This window comes from Nitrosomonas sp. Is24 (assembly GCF_033063335.1).
GTDB lineage: Bacteria > Pseudomonadota > Gammaproteobacteria > Burkholderiales > Nitrosomonadaceae > Nitrosomonas.
The window spans coordinates 1346277-1364361 of sequence record NZ_JAWJZG010000001.1 but is presented as its reverse complement, the minus strand read 5'-3'; the positions used below and the strand labels follow the sequence as shown (position 1 = coordinate 1364361).

11 protein-coding genes, 1 tRNA gene and 1 pseudogene are annotated in these 18085 nt (G+C 49.8%); 6 read left to right on the top strand and 7 right to left on the bottom strand.

Translation table 11 applies throughout. The annotated features are described in order from the left end of the window. Positions 1-55: 55 nt before the first annotated feature. The 3 genes and pseudogenes from R2103_RS06110 to R2103_RS06100 form a co-directional block, all read right to left on the bottom strand. Positions 56-514, bottom strand: a pseudogene (locus R2103_RS06110) (shikimate kinase); the annotation flags it as partial. Positions 515-660: 146 nt separating this feature from the next. Next, entirely contained in the window at positions 661-3819 is a 3159-nt protein-coding gene (locus R2103_RS06105) for a multidrug efflux RND transporter permease subunit (RefSeq protein ID WP_317530608.1), read from the bottom strand. Positions 3820-3830: 11 nt separating this feature from the next. Continuing rightward, positions 3831-4931 carry an efflux RND transporter periplasmic adaptor subunit gene (locus R2103_RS06100; protein ID WP_317530607.1) on the bottom strand — a complete coding sequence of 367 codons (1101 nt, stop codon included), beginning with the start codon at positions 4929-4931 and terminating at the stop codon, positions 3831-3833. A 435-nt stretch (positions 4932-5366) separates the two neighbouring features. On the opposite strand from R2103_RS06100, the gene R2103_RS06095 reads away from it, so the two are divergent. Together R2103_RS06095 and R2103_RS06090 are read left to right on the top strand one after the other, a co-directional pair. Beyond that, complete coding sequence (locus R2103_RS06095) at positions 5367-7076, top strand: multicopper oxidase domain-containing protein (protein ID WP_317530606.1); 1710 nt, start codon at positions 5367-5369, stop codon at positions 7074-7076. After that, entirely contained in the window at positions 7073-8059 is a 987-nt protein-coding gene (locus R2103_RS06090; protein ID WP_317530605.1) for a cupredoxin domain-containing protein, read from the top strand. The genes R2103_RS06095 and R2103_RS06090 overlap by 4 nt, the downstream gene beginning before the upstream one ends. Positions 8060-8212: 153 nt before the next feature. Here the strand turns inward: R2103_RS06090 and galU are convergent, their stop codons facing one another. From galU to cysD, 4 genes are all read right to left on the bottom strand, one after another. After that, positions 8213-9103: a UTP--glucose-1-phosphate uridylyltransferase GalU gene (galU, locus tag R2103_RS06085; RefSeq protein ID WP_108697728.1), complete on the bottom strand. Its 891-nt coding sequence runs from the start codon at positions 9101-9103 to the stop codon at positions 8213-8215. Between the two features lie 74 nt (positions 9104-9177). Next, a complete protein-coding gene (galE, locus tag R2103_RS06080; protein ID WP_317530604.1) occupies positions 9178-10212 on the bottom strand; it encodes a UDP-glucose 4-epimerase GalE in 1035 nt (344 codons plus the stop codon). A gap of 210 nt (positions 10213-10422) precedes the next feature. Further along, entirely contained in the window at positions 10423-12330 is a 1908-nt protein-coding gene (gene cysN / locus R2103_RS06075; RefSeq protein ID WP_317530603.1) for a sulfate adenylyltransferase subunit CysN, read from the bottom strand. Continuing rightward, positions 12330-13226 carry a sulfate adenylyltransferase subunit CysD gene (cysD, locus tag R2103_RS06070; RefSeq protein ID WP_132426562.1) on the bottom strand — a complete coding sequence of 299 codons (897 nt, stop codon included), beginning with the start codon at positions 13224-13226 and terminating at the stop codon, positions 12330-12332. Before cysD ends, cysN begins: the two co-directional genes overlap by 1 nt. Before the next feature lie 409 nt (positions 13227-13635). On the opposite strand from cysD, the gene R2103_RS06065 reads away from it, so the two are divergent. The 4 genes from R2103_RS06065 to R2103_RS06050 all read left to right on the top strand — a co-directional run bounded on the left by R2103_RS06065 (position 13636) and on the right by R2103_RS06050 (position 18084). After that, a tRNA-Lys gene (locus R2103_RS06065) sits at positions 13636-13711 on the top strand. A gap of 134 nt (positions 13712-13845) precedes the next feature. Then, complete coding sequence (locus R2103_RS06060; protein ID WP_317530602.1) at positions 13846-14220, top strand: hypothetical protein; 375 nt, start codon at positions 13846-13848, stop codon at positions 14218-14220. A gap of 197 nt (positions 14221-14417) precedes the next feature. After that, complete coding sequence (locus R2103_RS06055; RefSeq protein WP_317530601.1) at positions 14418-16340, top strand: ATP-dependent DNA helicase; 1923 nt, start codon at positions 14418-14420, stop codon at positions 16338-16340. A gap of 58 nt (positions 16341-16398) precedes the next feature. Then, complete coding sequence (locus R2103_RS06050; RefSeq protein WP_317530600.1) at positions 16399-18084, top strand: hypothetical protein; 1686 nt, start codon at positions 16399-16401, stop codon at positions 18082-18084. Position 18085 lies beyond the last annotated feature (1 nt).

The window sequence follows — 18085 nt, the reverse complement described above, 5'->3', positions numbered from 1 at the left end:
TGCTCTGATCACCTTGCATGATAGTGTTGAAATCAATCGATATTAATTTGTTAATCAGTTTTTGCACTAAAAAGCGCACACCTTGTTTTCCGCTGTCGATGATGACATGCGCGGTTTCACGATATAGCGCATCGCGTTGCACATAGAGCTCATTCAAGCGGGCGTACAAATTCTGTGTTTGCAGCAATGGCCGGTTTTTATCATGGCGGGTGCGCCGGTACAGATCGTTAACCGATGCGCGTAAATAGATCACAATGCCACTGCGCTTCAGTAATTGCCGGTTTTCAGCATTCAGAATGGCGCCGCCGCCGGTCGCTAAAATGATGTTCCGTTTTTGGCTCAACTCAAGCAGCGCTTCCGATTCCCGCTTGCGAAAACCGGCTTCACCTTCAATCTCAAAAATGACCGGAATTTTTACCCCGGTGCGTTCCTGAATCTCATGATCGGAATCGACGAACTCCTTATCCAATGAACTCGCCAAGGCTTTGCCAATAGTCGTTTTTCCGGCCCCCATCATACCGACCAGAATGATATTGGTGTTCCCCAGTTTTTTCTGAATGGGTTGCAGTATTTTCGTTTTGCTTAAATTCATAGGTGCGATTGTAGCCGAATTCGCATTCCGTTCGCAGGGGCACCTACGGTTTCAGCGCTGCCAATAAACTACTCCCGGGGCTTCTTGATGGGTTTATAAGATAATGTTGCCGGTTGCCGCGCCGCATTCTGCCGGGTTTCAGCTTGCAGGCTTTTCTGATTGCGCACAAACCAGGAAAAAAATAACGGTACGAATATCGTCGCCACACAAGTGGCCATAATCATCCCGCCAAAAACACCGGTTCCCATCGATTGGCGCGCCGCCGAACCTGCGCCGGTGGCGATCACCAAAGGTACCACGCCCAGTATGAACGCCATCGACGTCATGACAATAGGCCGGAAACGTAACTGCGCCGATTGAATCGCCGCTTCTTTAATACTGACGCCCTCCTTCATTTTCTGGCTAGCGAATTCAACCAATAGAATGGCGTTTTTTGCGGTCAAGCCGATTAACGTCACCATACCGATCTGGAAATAAATATCATTGGGCATATCGCGCAGCAAAATCGCCACCAGCGCGCCTACCATCGCAAATGGAATCGTCATGATGACCGCCAGCGGCAAAGCCCAGGTTTCGAATTGCGCCGCAAGAATCAGAAAAACCATCACCACCGCCAAACTGAAAGCGAAAATTGCCGCCGAACCCATTTTCTTTTCCTGAAATGCGGTACCGGTCCAGGCAATTTGATATCCTTCCGGCAGCGTCTCGGCGGCAATACGCTCAGCCAGCGCAATCGCCTCACCGGAACTGACACCGTGTGTCGCACTGCCGACTATTTTGGCCGACAATAATCCATTAAACCGCTCCAATTGCTCCGCACCGGCAATATGTTTCACCTTGCTCAACGCCGACAAGGGAATCATCGCCCCGGATTGCGCGCGCACATACACTTTTCCCAAATCTTCCGCTGTCATGCGATAAGGCGCTTCAGCCTGCAACTGCACGCGATAAGTCCGTCCGGAGCGGTTGAAGTCGTTCACATAAAATGATCCCATAGTACTTTGCAGCGTGGCATAGATATCCGAAATGGAAACACCTTGTGTAATCGCTTTGGCTTCATCTACTTCGACAAAATATTGTGGTACCGAGGAGCGCAAGAAAGTATTCACCGTCGCCAGCCTTTGATCTTGCTTCAATGCCTGCATGAACTCATTGACGACACCCGCCAGTTGCGCGGTATCCGAATTGGTACGGCTCTGCACGTATAATTCAAAACCGCCGGTATTTCCCAGGCCGCGTATCGCCGGCGGATTAAACGCGATCGCCAGGCCATCCGGCTGCTGTGCGCCGATCATAAACAGCTTATTGACTATTTCGGGTGCAGTCGTTGTGCGTTCCGACCAATCTTTCAAGCGCACAAACATGGTCGATACGTTGGTTTTATTACCGCCACCAATGAAATCCAGTCCATTCACGGCAAACTGAAAAGCCACGGCGGGTTCCTTGCCCATCTCGGTACTGATGGCGTTAGCCGTCTTGCTGGTCCGCGCCAGCGTTGCACCATCGGGCAGGATGACCGCCGCAATCACGTAACCTTGATCTTCCGGCGGCACGAAACTATCCGGAATATTTTTCACCAGATAAGCCAGACCGGCAATCATCACCACAAACAGCAATATGCTCCGGCCGGAATGACGCAGGCTCAAACTGACCATATCGACATACAACCGGCGCACACGCTCAAAATGATCATTAAACCAATTAAAAAAAACCGAGTGCTGATGAGAGGATCGCAACAATACCGCGCACAGTGTTGGCGTCAGTGTCAATGCCACGATACCGGAAATCACAGCGGCAACCGCGACCGTCACGGCAAACTGCTGGTACAGCTCACCGGCAATACCGCCTAGAAAAGCCACCGGAATAAAAACCGCCGCCAAAACCATCGTCATCGCCACCACCGCGCTCGATACTTGCTGCATCGCCTTGATGGCGGCATCGATCGGAGACAGATTCTCCTGCGACATCAACCGCTCGATATTTTCCAGCACGACAATCGCATCATCGACCACAATGCCGATCGACAGCACCATTGCAAACAGCGTCAGCGTATTGATCGAATACCCCAGCAACCACAATCCGGCAAACGTACCGATCAAGGAAATCGGGATGGCAATAACCGGAATCAACGTCGCCCGCCAGCTCTGCAAAAATACATAAACCACCAAAACCACCAGCAACATCGCTTCACCCAGCGTTTTCACCACCTCCCAGATAGACGCTTTCACAAATACACTGGTGTCATATGAAATAAAGTATTCCAGCCCCTCGGGAAAATAATGCTTCAGTTCGTTCATGCGGGCTTTCACCGCCGCGGCGGTTTCCAGCGCGTTAGCGCCGGTGCGCAGAAAAATGCCAATCCCCAAACCCGGTTCACCATTCAGTAGTGTCTGCGCGGAATAATCCTGCGCGCCCAGTTCAATGCGCGCCACATCCTTGAGATACAGCACGCCGCGCGGTCCGTCCGAGCGCAAGATAATATTTTCAAACTCTTCCGGTTCCAGTAACCGGCCTTTTGCGGTTACGGTATAGACCAATTGCTGATCCGCAATCGCAGGCTCCTGGCCGATTTTACCGACGGCCTGCTGCGCATTCTGCGTGCGGACGGCATTCGCGATATCGCTGGTGGTGATGCCCAGCTGCGCCATCCGGTCTGGCCGCAGCCAAATGCGCATGGAGTAATCCTGTGCACCGAAAATCCGCGCTTCGCCAACACCGGTTGCACGCCGCAAATCATCGAGAAGGTTATTGGTGATGAAATTACTCAGAAACAGCGTGGTATGTTTGGGATCCTTTGAAGTCACGGCAAAGACCAGCAGCAGATCGTTTGAGCGCTTCTGCACGGTAATACCCGAGCGTCTGACTTCATCGGGCAAACGCGCCAATGCCGTGTTGATTTCATTACTGACATTGAATGTAGCGCGGTCTATGTCCGTGCCGATTTCAAATGTAATGGTAATGGTCAGCCGCCCGCTGGAATCCGCGCTCGAGCTGAAATACAGCAAACCCTCAATGGCGCTGAGTTTTTCCTCAATCGGCGCAGCCACCGTTTTGATCATCGTGTCGGCATTTGCGCCCGGAAAGGTGGCAGTTACGATAACCGTCGGCGGCGTGATTTTCGGATATTGTTCAATCGGCAATTGCGTAGCCGCCGCCAATCCGGCTAAAACGATAATGATCGACAATACCGATGCGAAAATCGGCCGGGTAATAAAAAATTGCGCCATGAATGCTGTTGCTAGTTATTGATAGAGCCTGCGCCCGATGGTAAAGAAAGGGGCTGATCCCGTACTTGCGGCTCGATCTTTTTGCCCGGCATCAGCTTGATGAGATTGTCAACCACCACACGATCACCGGTTTGCAATCCTTCCAGAATAATCCAGTCTTTCCCCATCCAGTTATCCACGATAACAGGACGTTGTGTGGCTTCATCGCTGTCGTTCAGCACATAGACAAAGCGCCCTCTATCCGAAGTCAGCACGGCCACCTGCGGCACCGTGAAAACAGCCCTCGGTTCTCCGGCAGTGACCCGTATCCGGACAAATTGTCCGGGAAATATACGCTGATCCTCATTGGCAAAGGTTGCGCGCAGTTGCTGCGTGCTGAGCTGCGGATCGATTTTACTCGCGGCAAAATTAATTTTTCCTTCCTGCTGATATTCCGATCCATCCGGCAGAATCATTGTCACTCGATGCACATTTTTTTCGCTTAAGTGACCGCCCAATCGAGCCATCTCATTATCCGCGAAACTGAATCTCACCCAGATCGGCGATAATTGCGTCAAAGTCGTCAACAAGCTGCTATTGGCTGATACCAGCGTGCCTTCGGACAATTGCGAGCGGCCTGTCACACCCTTTTCCGGCGCTCTAACGGTAGTATAGGAAAGATTGAGTTCCGCTTGCTGCACACGGACTTTGGCTGCCTGAAATGCAGCCGCGGCAATCGCCAGGTCAGCTGTAGCCAAGTCATAGGCGCGCTGGCTGACAAAATTTTCCGCTAACAACTGCCGTTGCCGGTCTTCATCGCTTTTCGCGCGCAATACCCGCACATTCTGTTCTTGCAACGCCGCTTTGGCTTCCGCCAAAGCGTTCTGAAATGGTTCCGGATCAATCAAAAATAACGGCTGCCCGGCTTCCACAGGCATTCCTTCGGTATACAAGCGCTTGAGCAAAATACCGCCTACACGCGGACGGATTTCAATTTCCTTAGCGCCTTCGGTTTGCGCGATCGTTTCCAGGCTGACCGGCATCATCACCGGCTGCACAGCCACAATCGTGGCCGGTATGGCTTGATTTTTAACGGGTGCCGGTTGCGCAGGTTTGTTACCGCTACATGCCATCAGCAACAAAGCCATTAAAACGTAACCGCAGAAATTGACGCAGCCCTGCTTGCCGATTCCAGCGATTCGCGGGAACTTTGGATAGCAGTGGCCGAAAAAAGCTAAAAAACCGGGGATTATCACTCGAGTCATTACTTCAAAAATTAAAAATTCAAAAATCTATTCACTATGGAAAAACCACAAAAGCAGAAATGGGTTCTGTATAATAGCCGCTCATGGTAGCTTGACGGATAATGTAGAAGTATTGCATATATGAAGATAAGATATTCCTCATAATTTTACCTGCCAGCAAATACACAGTTAAGTGTTTGTGCCTACAGTTCTGTCATAGCCGTTAGATCTGGCTATTGAACTGATACCGGTCGTATTAAAACTGCTTGATCTGATCAGCCATATTTATTTTTAATACTCGATAAATTTTAAAGGTGCGTTAATATGCCTATTCGTATTGTTATTGCCCTATTGATTTTCTCCTTGCTGTCGTCAGCAGCGGTCCAGGCATCGCTGAAGCTGCCAGAAACAGTGAAAGTTGATCCGGCCGCGTTAACAGCTGAACCGATGTGCGATCCTAAGATTTCACCGGCATGGCGGGAAGCTCAGGAAATTGATGGCGTAAAAATTGCAGCATCACCCGGCTGCAGTCCGGACAATCCCGCCTGGATCGCAGCGGCAGTCAAAGGAACCAATCACGTTTCCATGGATACCTTGATGAAAACTGGCCTTTCGCCGGACGCCATCATCAAAACCGACGATCTGGACGGCGACGGTGACCCCGACCGGATTATCATCAAACTGGAAATCATGGAGCTGAATGGCAAATCCCCGGATTTTCCCGGCTTGGTGCCAACATTCGACATTGCTCCGGGCGTACAACCGGGCGCTTGGGTATTTGCACCGAAAACCAGCGGCATGTCGACCGAGAATTTTGAAAGCGTCAGAGCGAATCCGCTGTTAAGACTTCCCTCACCCGTGATTCGGGTTGAAGTGGGCGATATCGTTCAAATCGTACTGGAAAACACGCACTACTTTCCTCATAGCATCCATTTGCACGGTGTCGATCACCCCTTCTCGCATAAAGATCATGGCGGCAACGACGGCGTGCCGCAAACCAGCGAAAAAGAATTGATGCCGGGCGAACGGCGCATCTATGAATTTCAGGCGCGTCAGCCCGGCACCATGTTTTATCATTGCCACGTGCAAACGCATACCCACTTGGCAATGGGATTAGCCGGCATGATCGTCGTTGAAGAAAATAGACCGAATAACTGGTTGCAGACGTTGAATATCGGCGCAGGTCATGTCCGCCATTCCTCTGTTGCCGTGCGTGAAAATTACGATCAGGAATACGATCTTCACTACCACGCGATGGATAAAGAACTCAGTGAAATCACACAGAAATACAACGATCCGCGACTCATCGCGCGCGACATGAATCAACGCTATGACATCACCGATGCAACCGAGGATTATTACACCTTGAACGGTTTGTCATTTCCTTATACGTTAAGAGAATCACTGATCATCGTTGAACCCGATCAAAAAATAAAATTGCGTCTGCTCAACAGTGGCGGCGAACTGATCGCCGTTCATACGCACGGCCATCATGCCACGATCACGCATTATGACGGCGTAGAACATAATCCGGTTGCTCAGATCATGCGCGACGTATTCGACATGGCGCCAGCGCAACGCCTTGACTTGAAACTGGAAACCGTCAACGATGGAAAACACAGTTATGGCGAAGGCGATTGGTTGATTCATGATCACCGGGAAAAAGGGATTACCACCAACGGCATGGCCGAAGGCGGCAGTATGAGTTCAATTGTGTACAAATCCTACCTGAATGACAGCGGTTTGCCGCAGGTTAGTCACTTCGGCATTGATCTCAATAAATTCTTTACCAAGGAATATTACGAAAGAAGAATTCCAGTCTGGCAGGATCTGGATGAATGGTCCAGTCTAGGCTCACCCGGCGGGCAAACCAGTCTCAGCGCACAAACACAGACCTCATTATTGAATGGTGTGATCGGTCTGTTGATAGGACTGGTAATTTATCTGATTTTCGCCAAACGGGAGCAAATCAAACAAAGTGCTATTGCGGCAGTTTCTCGCCTGAAAGGGGCCAAAGGGAGTAACCAAAAATGATAAAGACGACAACCATTACTTTCTTACTGACTGGAATTCTCGCGATCAGCTCGAATGCCATTGCTCAGCAAAAAACAAACGGTGCTGAACATGATCACTCCGGTCATAGCGGTCATGGCGTGAATCAAGCTCCGGCAGCGGCTGAGAAACAGCAGACCGAGGATCATAGCGGCCATGATCACAGTTCACATGACCAAAGTGCTGCACATGATCATAGTGGTGCGCATGACATTAGCGCAGAACAACATATTGATCACAGCGCACATGACACCAGCGCGCAATCCGCGGAACACGGCGATGGGCACCATCACCACCACATGGATCATGACCATATTATGGATCACGAAGGTACCATGATCATGGGGCAAAACCTCGACAAACTGCCCAGCAGCTGTAAAAGCATTTCCGAGGAAGTTGAAATTACCGTGCGCGCCGGCAGAAAGTATTCTGCTAAATTTCCCGGTACCGCTTTTGCATTCGATCAACAGCAATGGCATGTCAAACCTTGCTCCAAAGTCACTTGGCACTTTGTCAACGAAGATAATATCCGCCACCAGTTCATGATGCACGGATTACCCAAGTATCTGTATAAATATGGCATGTTCCACCTGGAAGTAACCGGGCCCAAAACGGTCTCCGGCACCATCATCGTACCTGGATCGGACGATACGTTTCTCGTCCATTGCGACATTTCCCATCACATGGAAAAAGGCATGAAAGCGCAATTAGTTGTTGGAAAAGGAGCCGAAAACATACCGAGTATTCCCGGTGTAACGCCCTATAACATCAACGATACTTACGAAGCGGAAAATCTGCCCAAAGTCTCTGATAAAGCCGAACAAAGCGCAATGGTGCGGCAAATTACGTCGTTCACGAATAATAATTTTCAGAACTATGGCATGATGCTGATTGGCGCACTGATCGGGCTACTGTGCATTCCACTGTTTAAGAAAATCCCGTTTCGCACAAAGAAAGCTGATTAAGTTCAGCAGCAATCGATCAATTCATTAATAAAAAACCGGCCGGATACATCCAGTTGTGGATTTATCCGGCCGGTTTCTTTGTGATTGCCGCTACTGAATTGAGCAGCAGCCTGCAGCAACCTGGACTTAACGCGAGGAGATGCGGTCAGCGTATTAATTCGTTTGGGGAAATTTTCTAACCAAATCGCTCAAGTAGGCTTCAAATTCCTGTTTAAGTTCGGGGTGCTGTAAAGCAAACTCCACCGTTGCCTGTAAATACCCGGATTTGCTGCCGCAATCAAAGCGCTTGCCGTCAAATTCATATCCCAGCACCGTTTCGTCTTGCAACAGCTTCGCGATGGCATCCGTCAGCTGAATCTCGTTACCCGCTCCCCGTTCCGTTTTTTCCAGCAGTTTGAAAATACGCGGTGTCAGAATATAGCGGCCAACCACCGCGAGATTCGACGGCGCCTTGTCAATCGGCGGCTTCTCAACAATGGCATTGACCTTGGACAAGTTACTGGCAATCGGCGCACTGCTGATGATGCCGTAGCGGTTAACCGTATTCGGCGGAACTTGTTCGATTCCCAGAATCGAACAATGATGCTGCGCGTATATATCCACCATCTGACTGAGACAGCTCCGGTCACCGCCATCGATTAAATCATCAGCCAGTAATACCGCAAAAGGTTCATCACCGACAACCGATTGCGCGCACAAAACAGCGTGTCCCAGCCCGAGCGCTTCGGCTTGACGGATATAAACGCAATCCACGTGCGGCGGCAAAATATTGCGGACAATGTTCAGCATGTCCTGTTTTCTTCCTGCTTCAAGATTTGCTTCCAATTCAAACGCTTTATCAAAGTGATCGGGTATTGAGCTTTTATTACGCCCGATGATAAAAATCAAAACATCAATACCCGCGGCAACCGCCTCTTCAGCAGCGAATTGGATCAACGGCTTATCAACGATAGGCAGCATTTCCTTGGGATTCGCCTTGGTTGCTGGCAAAAAACGCGTGCCTAATCCGGCCACGGGAAAGACTGCTTTTCTGATCGCTTTCATTTATAGTTCTCCTTAATATTAAGTCGCCACTATCGCATTAATGCGATTCCGGTAAACCAAAACAAAAATTTCAGTCAGCTTTGATAGCCCTTGGGGTTGATACTTTGCCAGTGCCAGCTGCTTGCACACATATCTTCTAGTCCAAGCTTTGCTTGCCAGCCCAATAGCTCAAGCGCACGTTTTGGATCCGCGTAACAAGAAGCAATGTCACCGGGACGCCGGGGGGCGATCTTGTAAGGAATAGGCCGCCCGCTCGCTTGCTGGTAGGCTCGCACGACATCCAGCACGCTATAACCTTGCCCCGTGCCCAGATTTACGGTCAAACAACCGGAATATTGATCACTTTGCTCGGAGCGCGCGGCTTCAAGCGCTTCCAGCGCCTTCAGATGCCCCAGAGCCAAGTCGACCACGTGAATGTAATCGCGCACGCCGGTACCATCCGGTGTGGGATAGTCGTCCCCCCACACATTCAGTGCTTCCCTTCGCCCTATCGCGACCTGCGCCACGAAAGGCATCAAATTATTGGGAATTCCCTGTGGATCTTCGCCGATTAACCCGCTCGCATGCGCACCGACCGGATTAAAATACCGCAAGATGGCAATGCGGAATGAAGCGTCGCTGTGCTGTACATCGCGCAGAATCTCTTCGATCATCAGCTTACTGCGTCCGTAGGGATTCGTTGCGGATAGCGGATGATCCTCGGTCAGCGGTAACCGCACCGGATCGCCATAAACTGTGGCGGAGGAACTGAATACCAAGGTTTTGACATCGCATTCCTGCATCGCTTCCAATAACCGTAATGTACCGGTTACGTTATTATCGTAATAGGACAGCGGCTGTTGCACCGATTCCCCGACAGCTTTGAGTCCGGCAAAGTGGATTACTGCTTTGGCTTTGCTTTTCTGCAAAGCGCTGACCAAGGCGGCGCGGTCACGGCAATCACCTGTGATTAATGCGGGTTTTCTGCCGGTAATTTTCTGCACCCGGACCAATGCTTCGGGGTTGCTGTTACAAAAATTGTCGAAAACAGTGATGTCAAACCCTGCATTCAATAATTCCACGCAAGTATGCGAACCAATATATCCGGCACCGCCCGTAACAAGAGTCATGATGTGAGACCTCGACTATAAATGACCGGTATGCAGCGCCAAAGAATGCACCAGGAATCGTAAGGTGCTATTTTCCAGCTGCCGTGTAGCGAAATGCATTCAAGCTTGCCGGGCTTTGATTTGTCAACTTATTGACCGGAATCTCACCGGTCCGGCCATCCCGGTACGCGTACTGTTGTGTTCTTGCCAATACGGTTGACTATCATTGCATCAACCGAGAGCACCGATGTCCAGCAAGTAATTGATAATATGCTCGACCGCCTGCTCGGGTGTTTGAGTCATCGTATCAATGCGGACTTCGGGGTTTTCCGGTGCTTCGTAAGGTGAATCGAGTCCGGTGAAATCCTTCAGTTCGCCGCTACGCGCTTTTTTATACAATCCTTTGGGATCCCGCTCTTCCGCCGCCTGAATCGGTGCGTCGACAAATACTTCAAAGAATTCACCCTGCGCTACCAATTCACGCGCCATCTCGCGTTCGGCGGAAAATGGTGAAATCATTGAAACCAGCACGATTTGCCCCGCATCAACCAGCAATTTAGCCACTTCCGCAGTACGCCGGACATTTTCAATCCGGTCGGCATCGGTAAAACCGAGATCTTTATTCAGGCCATGGCGAATAGTGTCTCCGTCCAGCAAATAAGTATGCTTGCCGAGCGAATACAGCTTTCTCTCGAGCAACATAGCGATGGTCGATTTGCCGCTGCCGGACAACCCGGTAAACCAGATGATAAAAGGCTTTTGTCCTTTGAGCGCGGCATGCGCCTGCTTATTAACAGAGATATCTTGCCACTGGCTATTATCGTGCGACTGACGCAGGGCCGAATGCAACATACCGGCACCGACGGTATTATTGGTTAACCGGTCAATCACGATGAAACCACCGGTATCGCGATCTTCATTATAAGGATCGAATGCGATCAATTGGTCCGTACTCAGATTGCAAACCCCGATTTCATTGAGCTCTAATTTCGTCGCAGCAACTTGCTCGAGTGTATTGACATTCACTTTGTGTTTCAGCGTTGAGACATTGGCCGTTACTGTTTTTGTGCCAATTTTCATCAAATAGGGCCTGCCGGGCAACATCGCCTCATCGGTCATCCAAACCACCGTGGCTTCAAATTGATTGGCTACTCCGGGCGGTGAATCGGTAGTTGCCAGAACATCACCCCGGCTGATATCGATCTCATCCGTCAGTGTCAGCGTAATCGATTGACCGGAAATAGCTTTTTCCAGATCGCCGTCTTGCGTGACGATGCGCGCAACGCGGCTTTCTCGTCCGGATGGCAGAACGCGAATGGCGTCGCCCGGTTTGACACTACCGCGCACCACCATGCCGGAGTAACCGCGGAAATCCAGATTGGGGCGATTTACCCACTGCACCGGCATACGAAAAACACCGGATTGTTCAGCGGCATCTTCTACCTGCACATTCTCCAGATAGCTCATCAAGGTGTCGCCGCTATACCACGGTGTATTCCTGCTCAACTCGGTAATATTATCGCCTTTCAAAGCCGACATTGGGATGGCGACAATGTTTTGTAATCCGATCTTTTTGGCGAATACACGATAGTCGTGATCAATCCGGTTAAAAACCTCTTCCGAATACCCCACCATGTCGAGCTTATTGATCGCCAGCACCACATGCCTGATGCCGATTAATGACACCAAATAGCTATGCCGCCGTGTTTGCGTCAATACGCCCTTGCGTGCGTCGATCAGAATAATGGCCACATCCGCAGTCGATGCGCCGGTGATCATGTTACGGGTATATTGTTCATGCCCCGGCGTATCCGCTACGATAAACTTGCGCTTATCCGTGGAGAAAAAGCGATACGCGACATCGATGGTAATACCTTGTTCGCGCTCAGCCGTCAGTCCATCTACCAAAAGCGCGAAATCCAAATCTCCGGCTTGCGTACCCACTTTCTTGGAATCGGCTTCCAACTGAGTCAGTTGATCTTCAAACAACATCTTGGATTCATACAACAGACGCCCGATCAAAGTGCTTTTTCCGTCATCCACGCTGCCGCAAGTAATAAAACGAAGCAGGCTTTTGTTCTCGTGTGTTTTTAAGTATAGCTCGATGTCCTCGGCTATCAAATCAGATACATGCGCCATTAGAAATAGCCCTCCTGCTTCTTTTTCTCCATGGAACCGGTTGAATCGTGATCAATCAACCGTCCCTGCCGTTCGGATGTTCTAGTAAGCAACATTTCCTGAATGATGGCCGTCAACGTATTGGCTTCACTTTCAATCGCACCGGTGAGCGGATAACAACCCAACGTACGGAATCGCACGCTTTTCATCATCGGCTGCTCACCTTCCCGCATCGGTAAACGCTCGTCATCCACCATGATCAAGGTGCCATCGCGTTCGACCACAGGCCGTTCCTTGGCGAAATACAATGGCACAATAGGAATATTATTCAGATAGATATACTGCCATATATCGAGTTCTGTCCAGTTGGAAAGCGGAAACACGCGGATACTTTCGCCTTTATGCTTACGCGCATTGTATAGCCGCCAGAGTTCGGGGCGTTGCAGTTTGGGATCCCAGCGGTGTTGCGCGGAGCGGATGGAAAAGATACGTTCCTTGGCGCGGGATTTTTCTTCATCGCGGCGCGCACCGCCAAATGCCACATCAAAACCATATTTATCCAGCGCCTGCTTCAGTCCTTCAGTCTTCCAGATATCCGTATGAATCGCCGAACCGTGGGTGAACGGATTGATATTCTTTTCCACGCCCTGCGGATTGATGTGAACGATCAACTCGAGTCCAAGCTTTTTCGCCATAACATCACGAAATTCAATCATTTCCCTGAATTTCCACGTGGTATCGACATGCAGCAACGGAAATGGCGGTTTTGAAGGATAAAACGCTTTCACCGCAAGATGCAGCATCACTGCACTATCTTTTCCAATGGAATAGAGCATCACCGGGTGTTCGCATTCCGCAACCACCTCCCGCATGATCTGAATACTCTCAGCTTCAAGGCGCTGTAAATGAGTCAGCATTATTAATTGTTTCCTTTATTGGTAAACGCAGCCGGTATAGCATTATATTAAATTGCCTTGGATGCATTTAATACGAAATGATTACTTTTCCTGTAGTCATTTACTGCCGCAGAATAGTGATTAGCACGCCAAAAACGTCCGTTAATCCTAGACAGAATAAATCCCAAACGGGATGTGGATTTTGATTTATAGCTCAGGGAATATTATTTACAACGTCGAGTTTTTAATGCGATTTACTGTAAATTTTTTACCTAACTTTGCCAACCTCAACCTATGTGAATATTTTATCCGATACTCGCAATATTGTCAGTCAACAAAACATTATATTCACTTCTTATGACAAAAATGAGCGCTCAATCTAAGAAAGCCATTTATATCGGCAATTGATTCAGGTATAATGCCGCGCTTTGGGTCGTTAGCTCAGCCGGTAGAGCAGCGGACTTTTAATCCGTTGGTCGGCAGTTCGAATCTGCCACGACCTACCAAAAACAAGCACTTAGGAATAAAATCCTAAGTGCTTTTTTACTTTATAAGTATCCTGTCAGCGCAATGTCAGGAATTCCACGCAACACAAACCAACACAATCCATTGCCTTAATATATTTAGTAATCATACAATTATGAAAATTAAGCTAGCCGTGAACGGTACGTTAATGAGAGGTTTAGCGTTAAACCACAATCTGCTGGAGTTAGGTGCTGTATTTGTGGAAGAAACGCTAACCGCGCCTTTCTATCGCCTTTGGTCGATTAACGATCGGCACCCCGCAATGCAGCGCTGTGCCAGCGGCGGACAAATATCCTTGGAAATATGGTCTATAGACTCATCCCATATTGGTGAATTGTTAGGCCGCGAACCGGCCGGACTCACAGTTGGAAAAATTCTCTTGGCTGACAACCGGGAAGTATTAGGAATCCTTGGAGAATCCTATCTTTGCGAGGGGATGCAAGAAATAACAGAATTTGGAGGATGGCGGGAATACAAGGGACTGCGTTAATTTCACCCTGCGTAGACCCTGAATGATTCATCTAATTTGCATTATCTCCCTCATACTGCCCGGCACAACGAACATCCGTCGCTAACCGGTGTGCATCGCAGTATAATGCATTAAGTTTTTCTTGATCCATTCCCGAGCATGGCGGTTCCATCAAAGCAGACTGTAGACTGATTCCGGACAGCCATTTTTCTGATTTTATGCTTGATATCGATGCCATTTTTGCGCCCGGCGGCGTGCTCTCCCAACACATTGCAGGTTTCCGTACGCGCGCACAGCAAGTGGAAATGGCGCAGGCGATAGCAGACACAATCGCCAAGCATCAAATTCTGGTGGCCGAAGCAGGCACCGGTACGGGCAAAACGTTTGCTTATCTCGCACCTGCGTTACTGGCGGGCGGCAAGGTGATTATTTCGACCGGCACCAAAACATTGCAGGATCAGTTATTCAATCGCGATATTCCGACCGTGCGCGCGGCGTTGGGAATCCCGGTCACGGTGGCTTTGCTGAAAGGACGGGCAAATTATGTGTGTCACTACCATCTGGAAAGAAGTTTGCAGGATACCCACCTCAGCTTTATCAACCGCGATGAGATTCACTATCTGCAACTGATCGAGCGTTATGCCAGCCGCAGTCAGAGCGGCGATAAAAGTGGACTAAGCGAAGTGCCCGAAAATGCCGCGATCTGGCAAAACGTCACGTCCACGCGCGATAGCTGCCTGGGCTCGGAATGTCCCAGTTACAAAAAATGTTTCGTCATGGAAGCACGCAAGCAAGCGCTGACGGCGGATATCGTGGTGGTAAATCATCACCTGTTCTTCGCCGATGTGATGCTGCGCGATGAAGGATTGTCCGAGTTGTTGCCTGCCTGCAATACGGTTATTTTTGACGAAGCGCATCAACTGCCGGAAACCGCCAGTTTGTTTTTTGGCGAATCGATCAGTACCGGCCAATTACTCGATTTGGCGCGCGATGCCAAGGTAGAAGCGGTTCAAGCCGCCGGGGATTTTACCGGATTGCCCGACGCGATTGCGGCGATGGAAAAAGCCGTGCGCGATTTGCGCTTGACGATTGCGGAAGAGAATACGCGCTTGTCGCTGGCAGCCGCCAAGCAAAATAGCGGTTTCGGTCAAGCACTGGGCGATATGCTGGAAAAACTGACCACGCTGGTCAAGTTACTGGAAAGTCAGGCGGAGCGATCCGAAGGGCTGGAGAATTGCCGTCAGCGCGCGGCGGCGCATTTGTATCTGCTGCAGCGCTGGCGCGATGAAACGGAAATGCAGGAACATGTGCGTTGGGTCGAAGTCTATCACCATGCTTTACAGCTGAACGCAACACCGTTGTCGATTGCGGAAATTTTCCAAAGACAAATGATTTCATCGCCGCGTGCCTGGATTTTTACTTCCGCGACCTTGTCGGTGAAAAAGGATTTCAGCCATTACAATAACGAAATGGGATTGACCGCGGCGCAAACGGCGTGCTGGGAAAGTCCGTTCGATTTCGCGCAGCAGGCGTTATTGTACGTGCCGTCCGGTTTGCCGGAGCCGCAGCAGAAGAACTACACCGATCAGGTGGTTCAGGCGGCGCTACCGGTATTGCGCGCAAGCCGCGGACGTGCCTTTTTCCTTTGCACCAGTTTACGTGCCATGCAGCGTGTGCACGAATTGTTGCAAACCGCCGAGGATTTCGATTTTCCGTTGCTGCTGCAAGGACAAGGTTCTCGTTCCAATATGCTGGAACGTTTTCGTGCATTGAACAACGCCGTGCTCATTGGCAGCCAATCGTTCTGGGAGGGTGTCGATGTACGCGGCGACGCATTGTCGCTGGTCATCATCGATAAACTGCCGTTTGCTCCGCCGGACGATCCGGTGCTGGCTGCGCGGATTGATAAAATGAACCATGAAGGACGCAACGCGTTTATGGAATATCAATTACCGCGCGCGGTCATTAATCTGAAACAAGGCGCCGGCCGGTTGATCCGCGATGAAGCGGACCGGGGGGTGCTGATGATTTGCGATCCGCGCTTGACTACGAAAGCCTATGGCAAACAAATATGGCAAAGCCTGCCGCCGATGAAACGCACGCGCGATCTGGCGGAAGTCGAGCGTTTCTTTGCTGTCTGAGATGGTTTCCCAAGACGGCCGTGCTGATAATCAAAACCCAATTATTGACTCGAAAAACATGAAAATTAATTTTGCTTTACGTTGGCTTGTTTTCTTTTTACTGGCACTGGTGCTTTCCGGCGCCGGTGCGAGCACATTGGACATTCCTTTGATTGCTACCGAAAGGGAGCTGCAAAAAGAACTGGCTGTTGAGAAGCTCAATGACATTATCAGCAGCATCAAACTGCAACAAGATCAAGCGGAAGTGATGTCAAAGGCGTTGGCAAAAGCCAAGACGGAGCAGGAGAAAAACAAAATCCAGGCGGAGTTGACCGAATTGAGCAATGCTATCGCGGAGCAGAAATCGTCATTTGAAATGATTCTGACGGCGGGCTTGGAGCTGAGCAAAGAGGAAACAACAGAAAAGAAGGAATTCGATTGGCAGAAAGATTTACTGGAAATCGTGCAGCCGATCATGAGCGAATTGCGCCAATTGACGGAAAATAAGCGTAAAACCGATAGCTTGCAAAAGAAAATCGATTTTTATAAATCGCAAATCCGTGTCATCACTGAAGTGCTTAAACATATCGGGGAAATCAATACAGCCGGTTTTGAAAAAGAGGCTTATGCCGAGTTTGAGCGCATCAGCAAAAAATGGAACGATCAATTGCAGGAAAACCAGCATCTTCTGGAAGTTGCGCAATTACAACTCGAGGAGATGATTAAATCGCAATCCGCCAAGGAAATATCCTTGGGTGAGCATGTGCAGCAATTTGCCGCGGGACGCGGCGCGACATTGTTGATGGCGCTGACGGCTTTTATTGCCGTGTATTTCTCGATGCTATCGTTGCAGAAACTGCTGCACTGGCTGAATCATCGCAAGAAAGAGGAAAGAAGAACCTATTATCAGCGCATCAGTACATTGTTTTATCATTTTCTGATGGCAGCGTTGTCGATCACAGCGGTGTTTTATGTGCTGAGTGTGCGTAACGACCAGGTATTAATCGGTATTACCGTGTTACTGCTGCTCAGCATCATCCTGCTGCTGAAAAACTCTATTCCCAGTTTTATCAATGAGCTGCGGATACTATTGAATACCGGATCGGTCAGGGAAGGCGAATGCATCAACTATAACGGTATCCCGTTGCTGGTGGAAAGTTTGAATTATTACAGTAAGTTGACCAATCCTATGCTGCCCGGGTTGGAGCTACGGCTCACTTTGGCGGAACTGGCCAATTACGTTTCCCGTCCGTACTCCGCAGACGAGCCTTGGTTTCCATGCCAAAGGGGTGACTTCGTGATGCTGACCGATAACACCTTTGCCATGGTGAAATGCATTACCCTGGAATGCATCGTGTTATCGCAGCCCAACGGCGTGATGCCGATCACCTATAGCATTGCCGATTTCCTGGCCGCCCAGCCGAAGAATTATTCCCTGGGATTTACTGTAACCAGCGATTTCGGTATCGATTACCAGCATCAAGCGCAATGCGCCACTGTGATTCCGGAAATCTTATGTGAGGGTATCCGGCGCGGTTTACAGTTGGAATCCTTCGGTAACTCACTGAATGATCTGGTGGTGCATTTCGCTCATGCCAATACGTCGTCGCTGGATTACAAAATTGTCGCCACTTTCGATGGCACCGCCGCGGGAGATCTGTTCGCCATTAAACGGGCGCTACAACGTTATGCGGTTGAGGTTTGTAATCAACAGCAGTGGGTCATACCGTTTAACCAGCTGGTTATTCATAACGCCAAGGATTAAT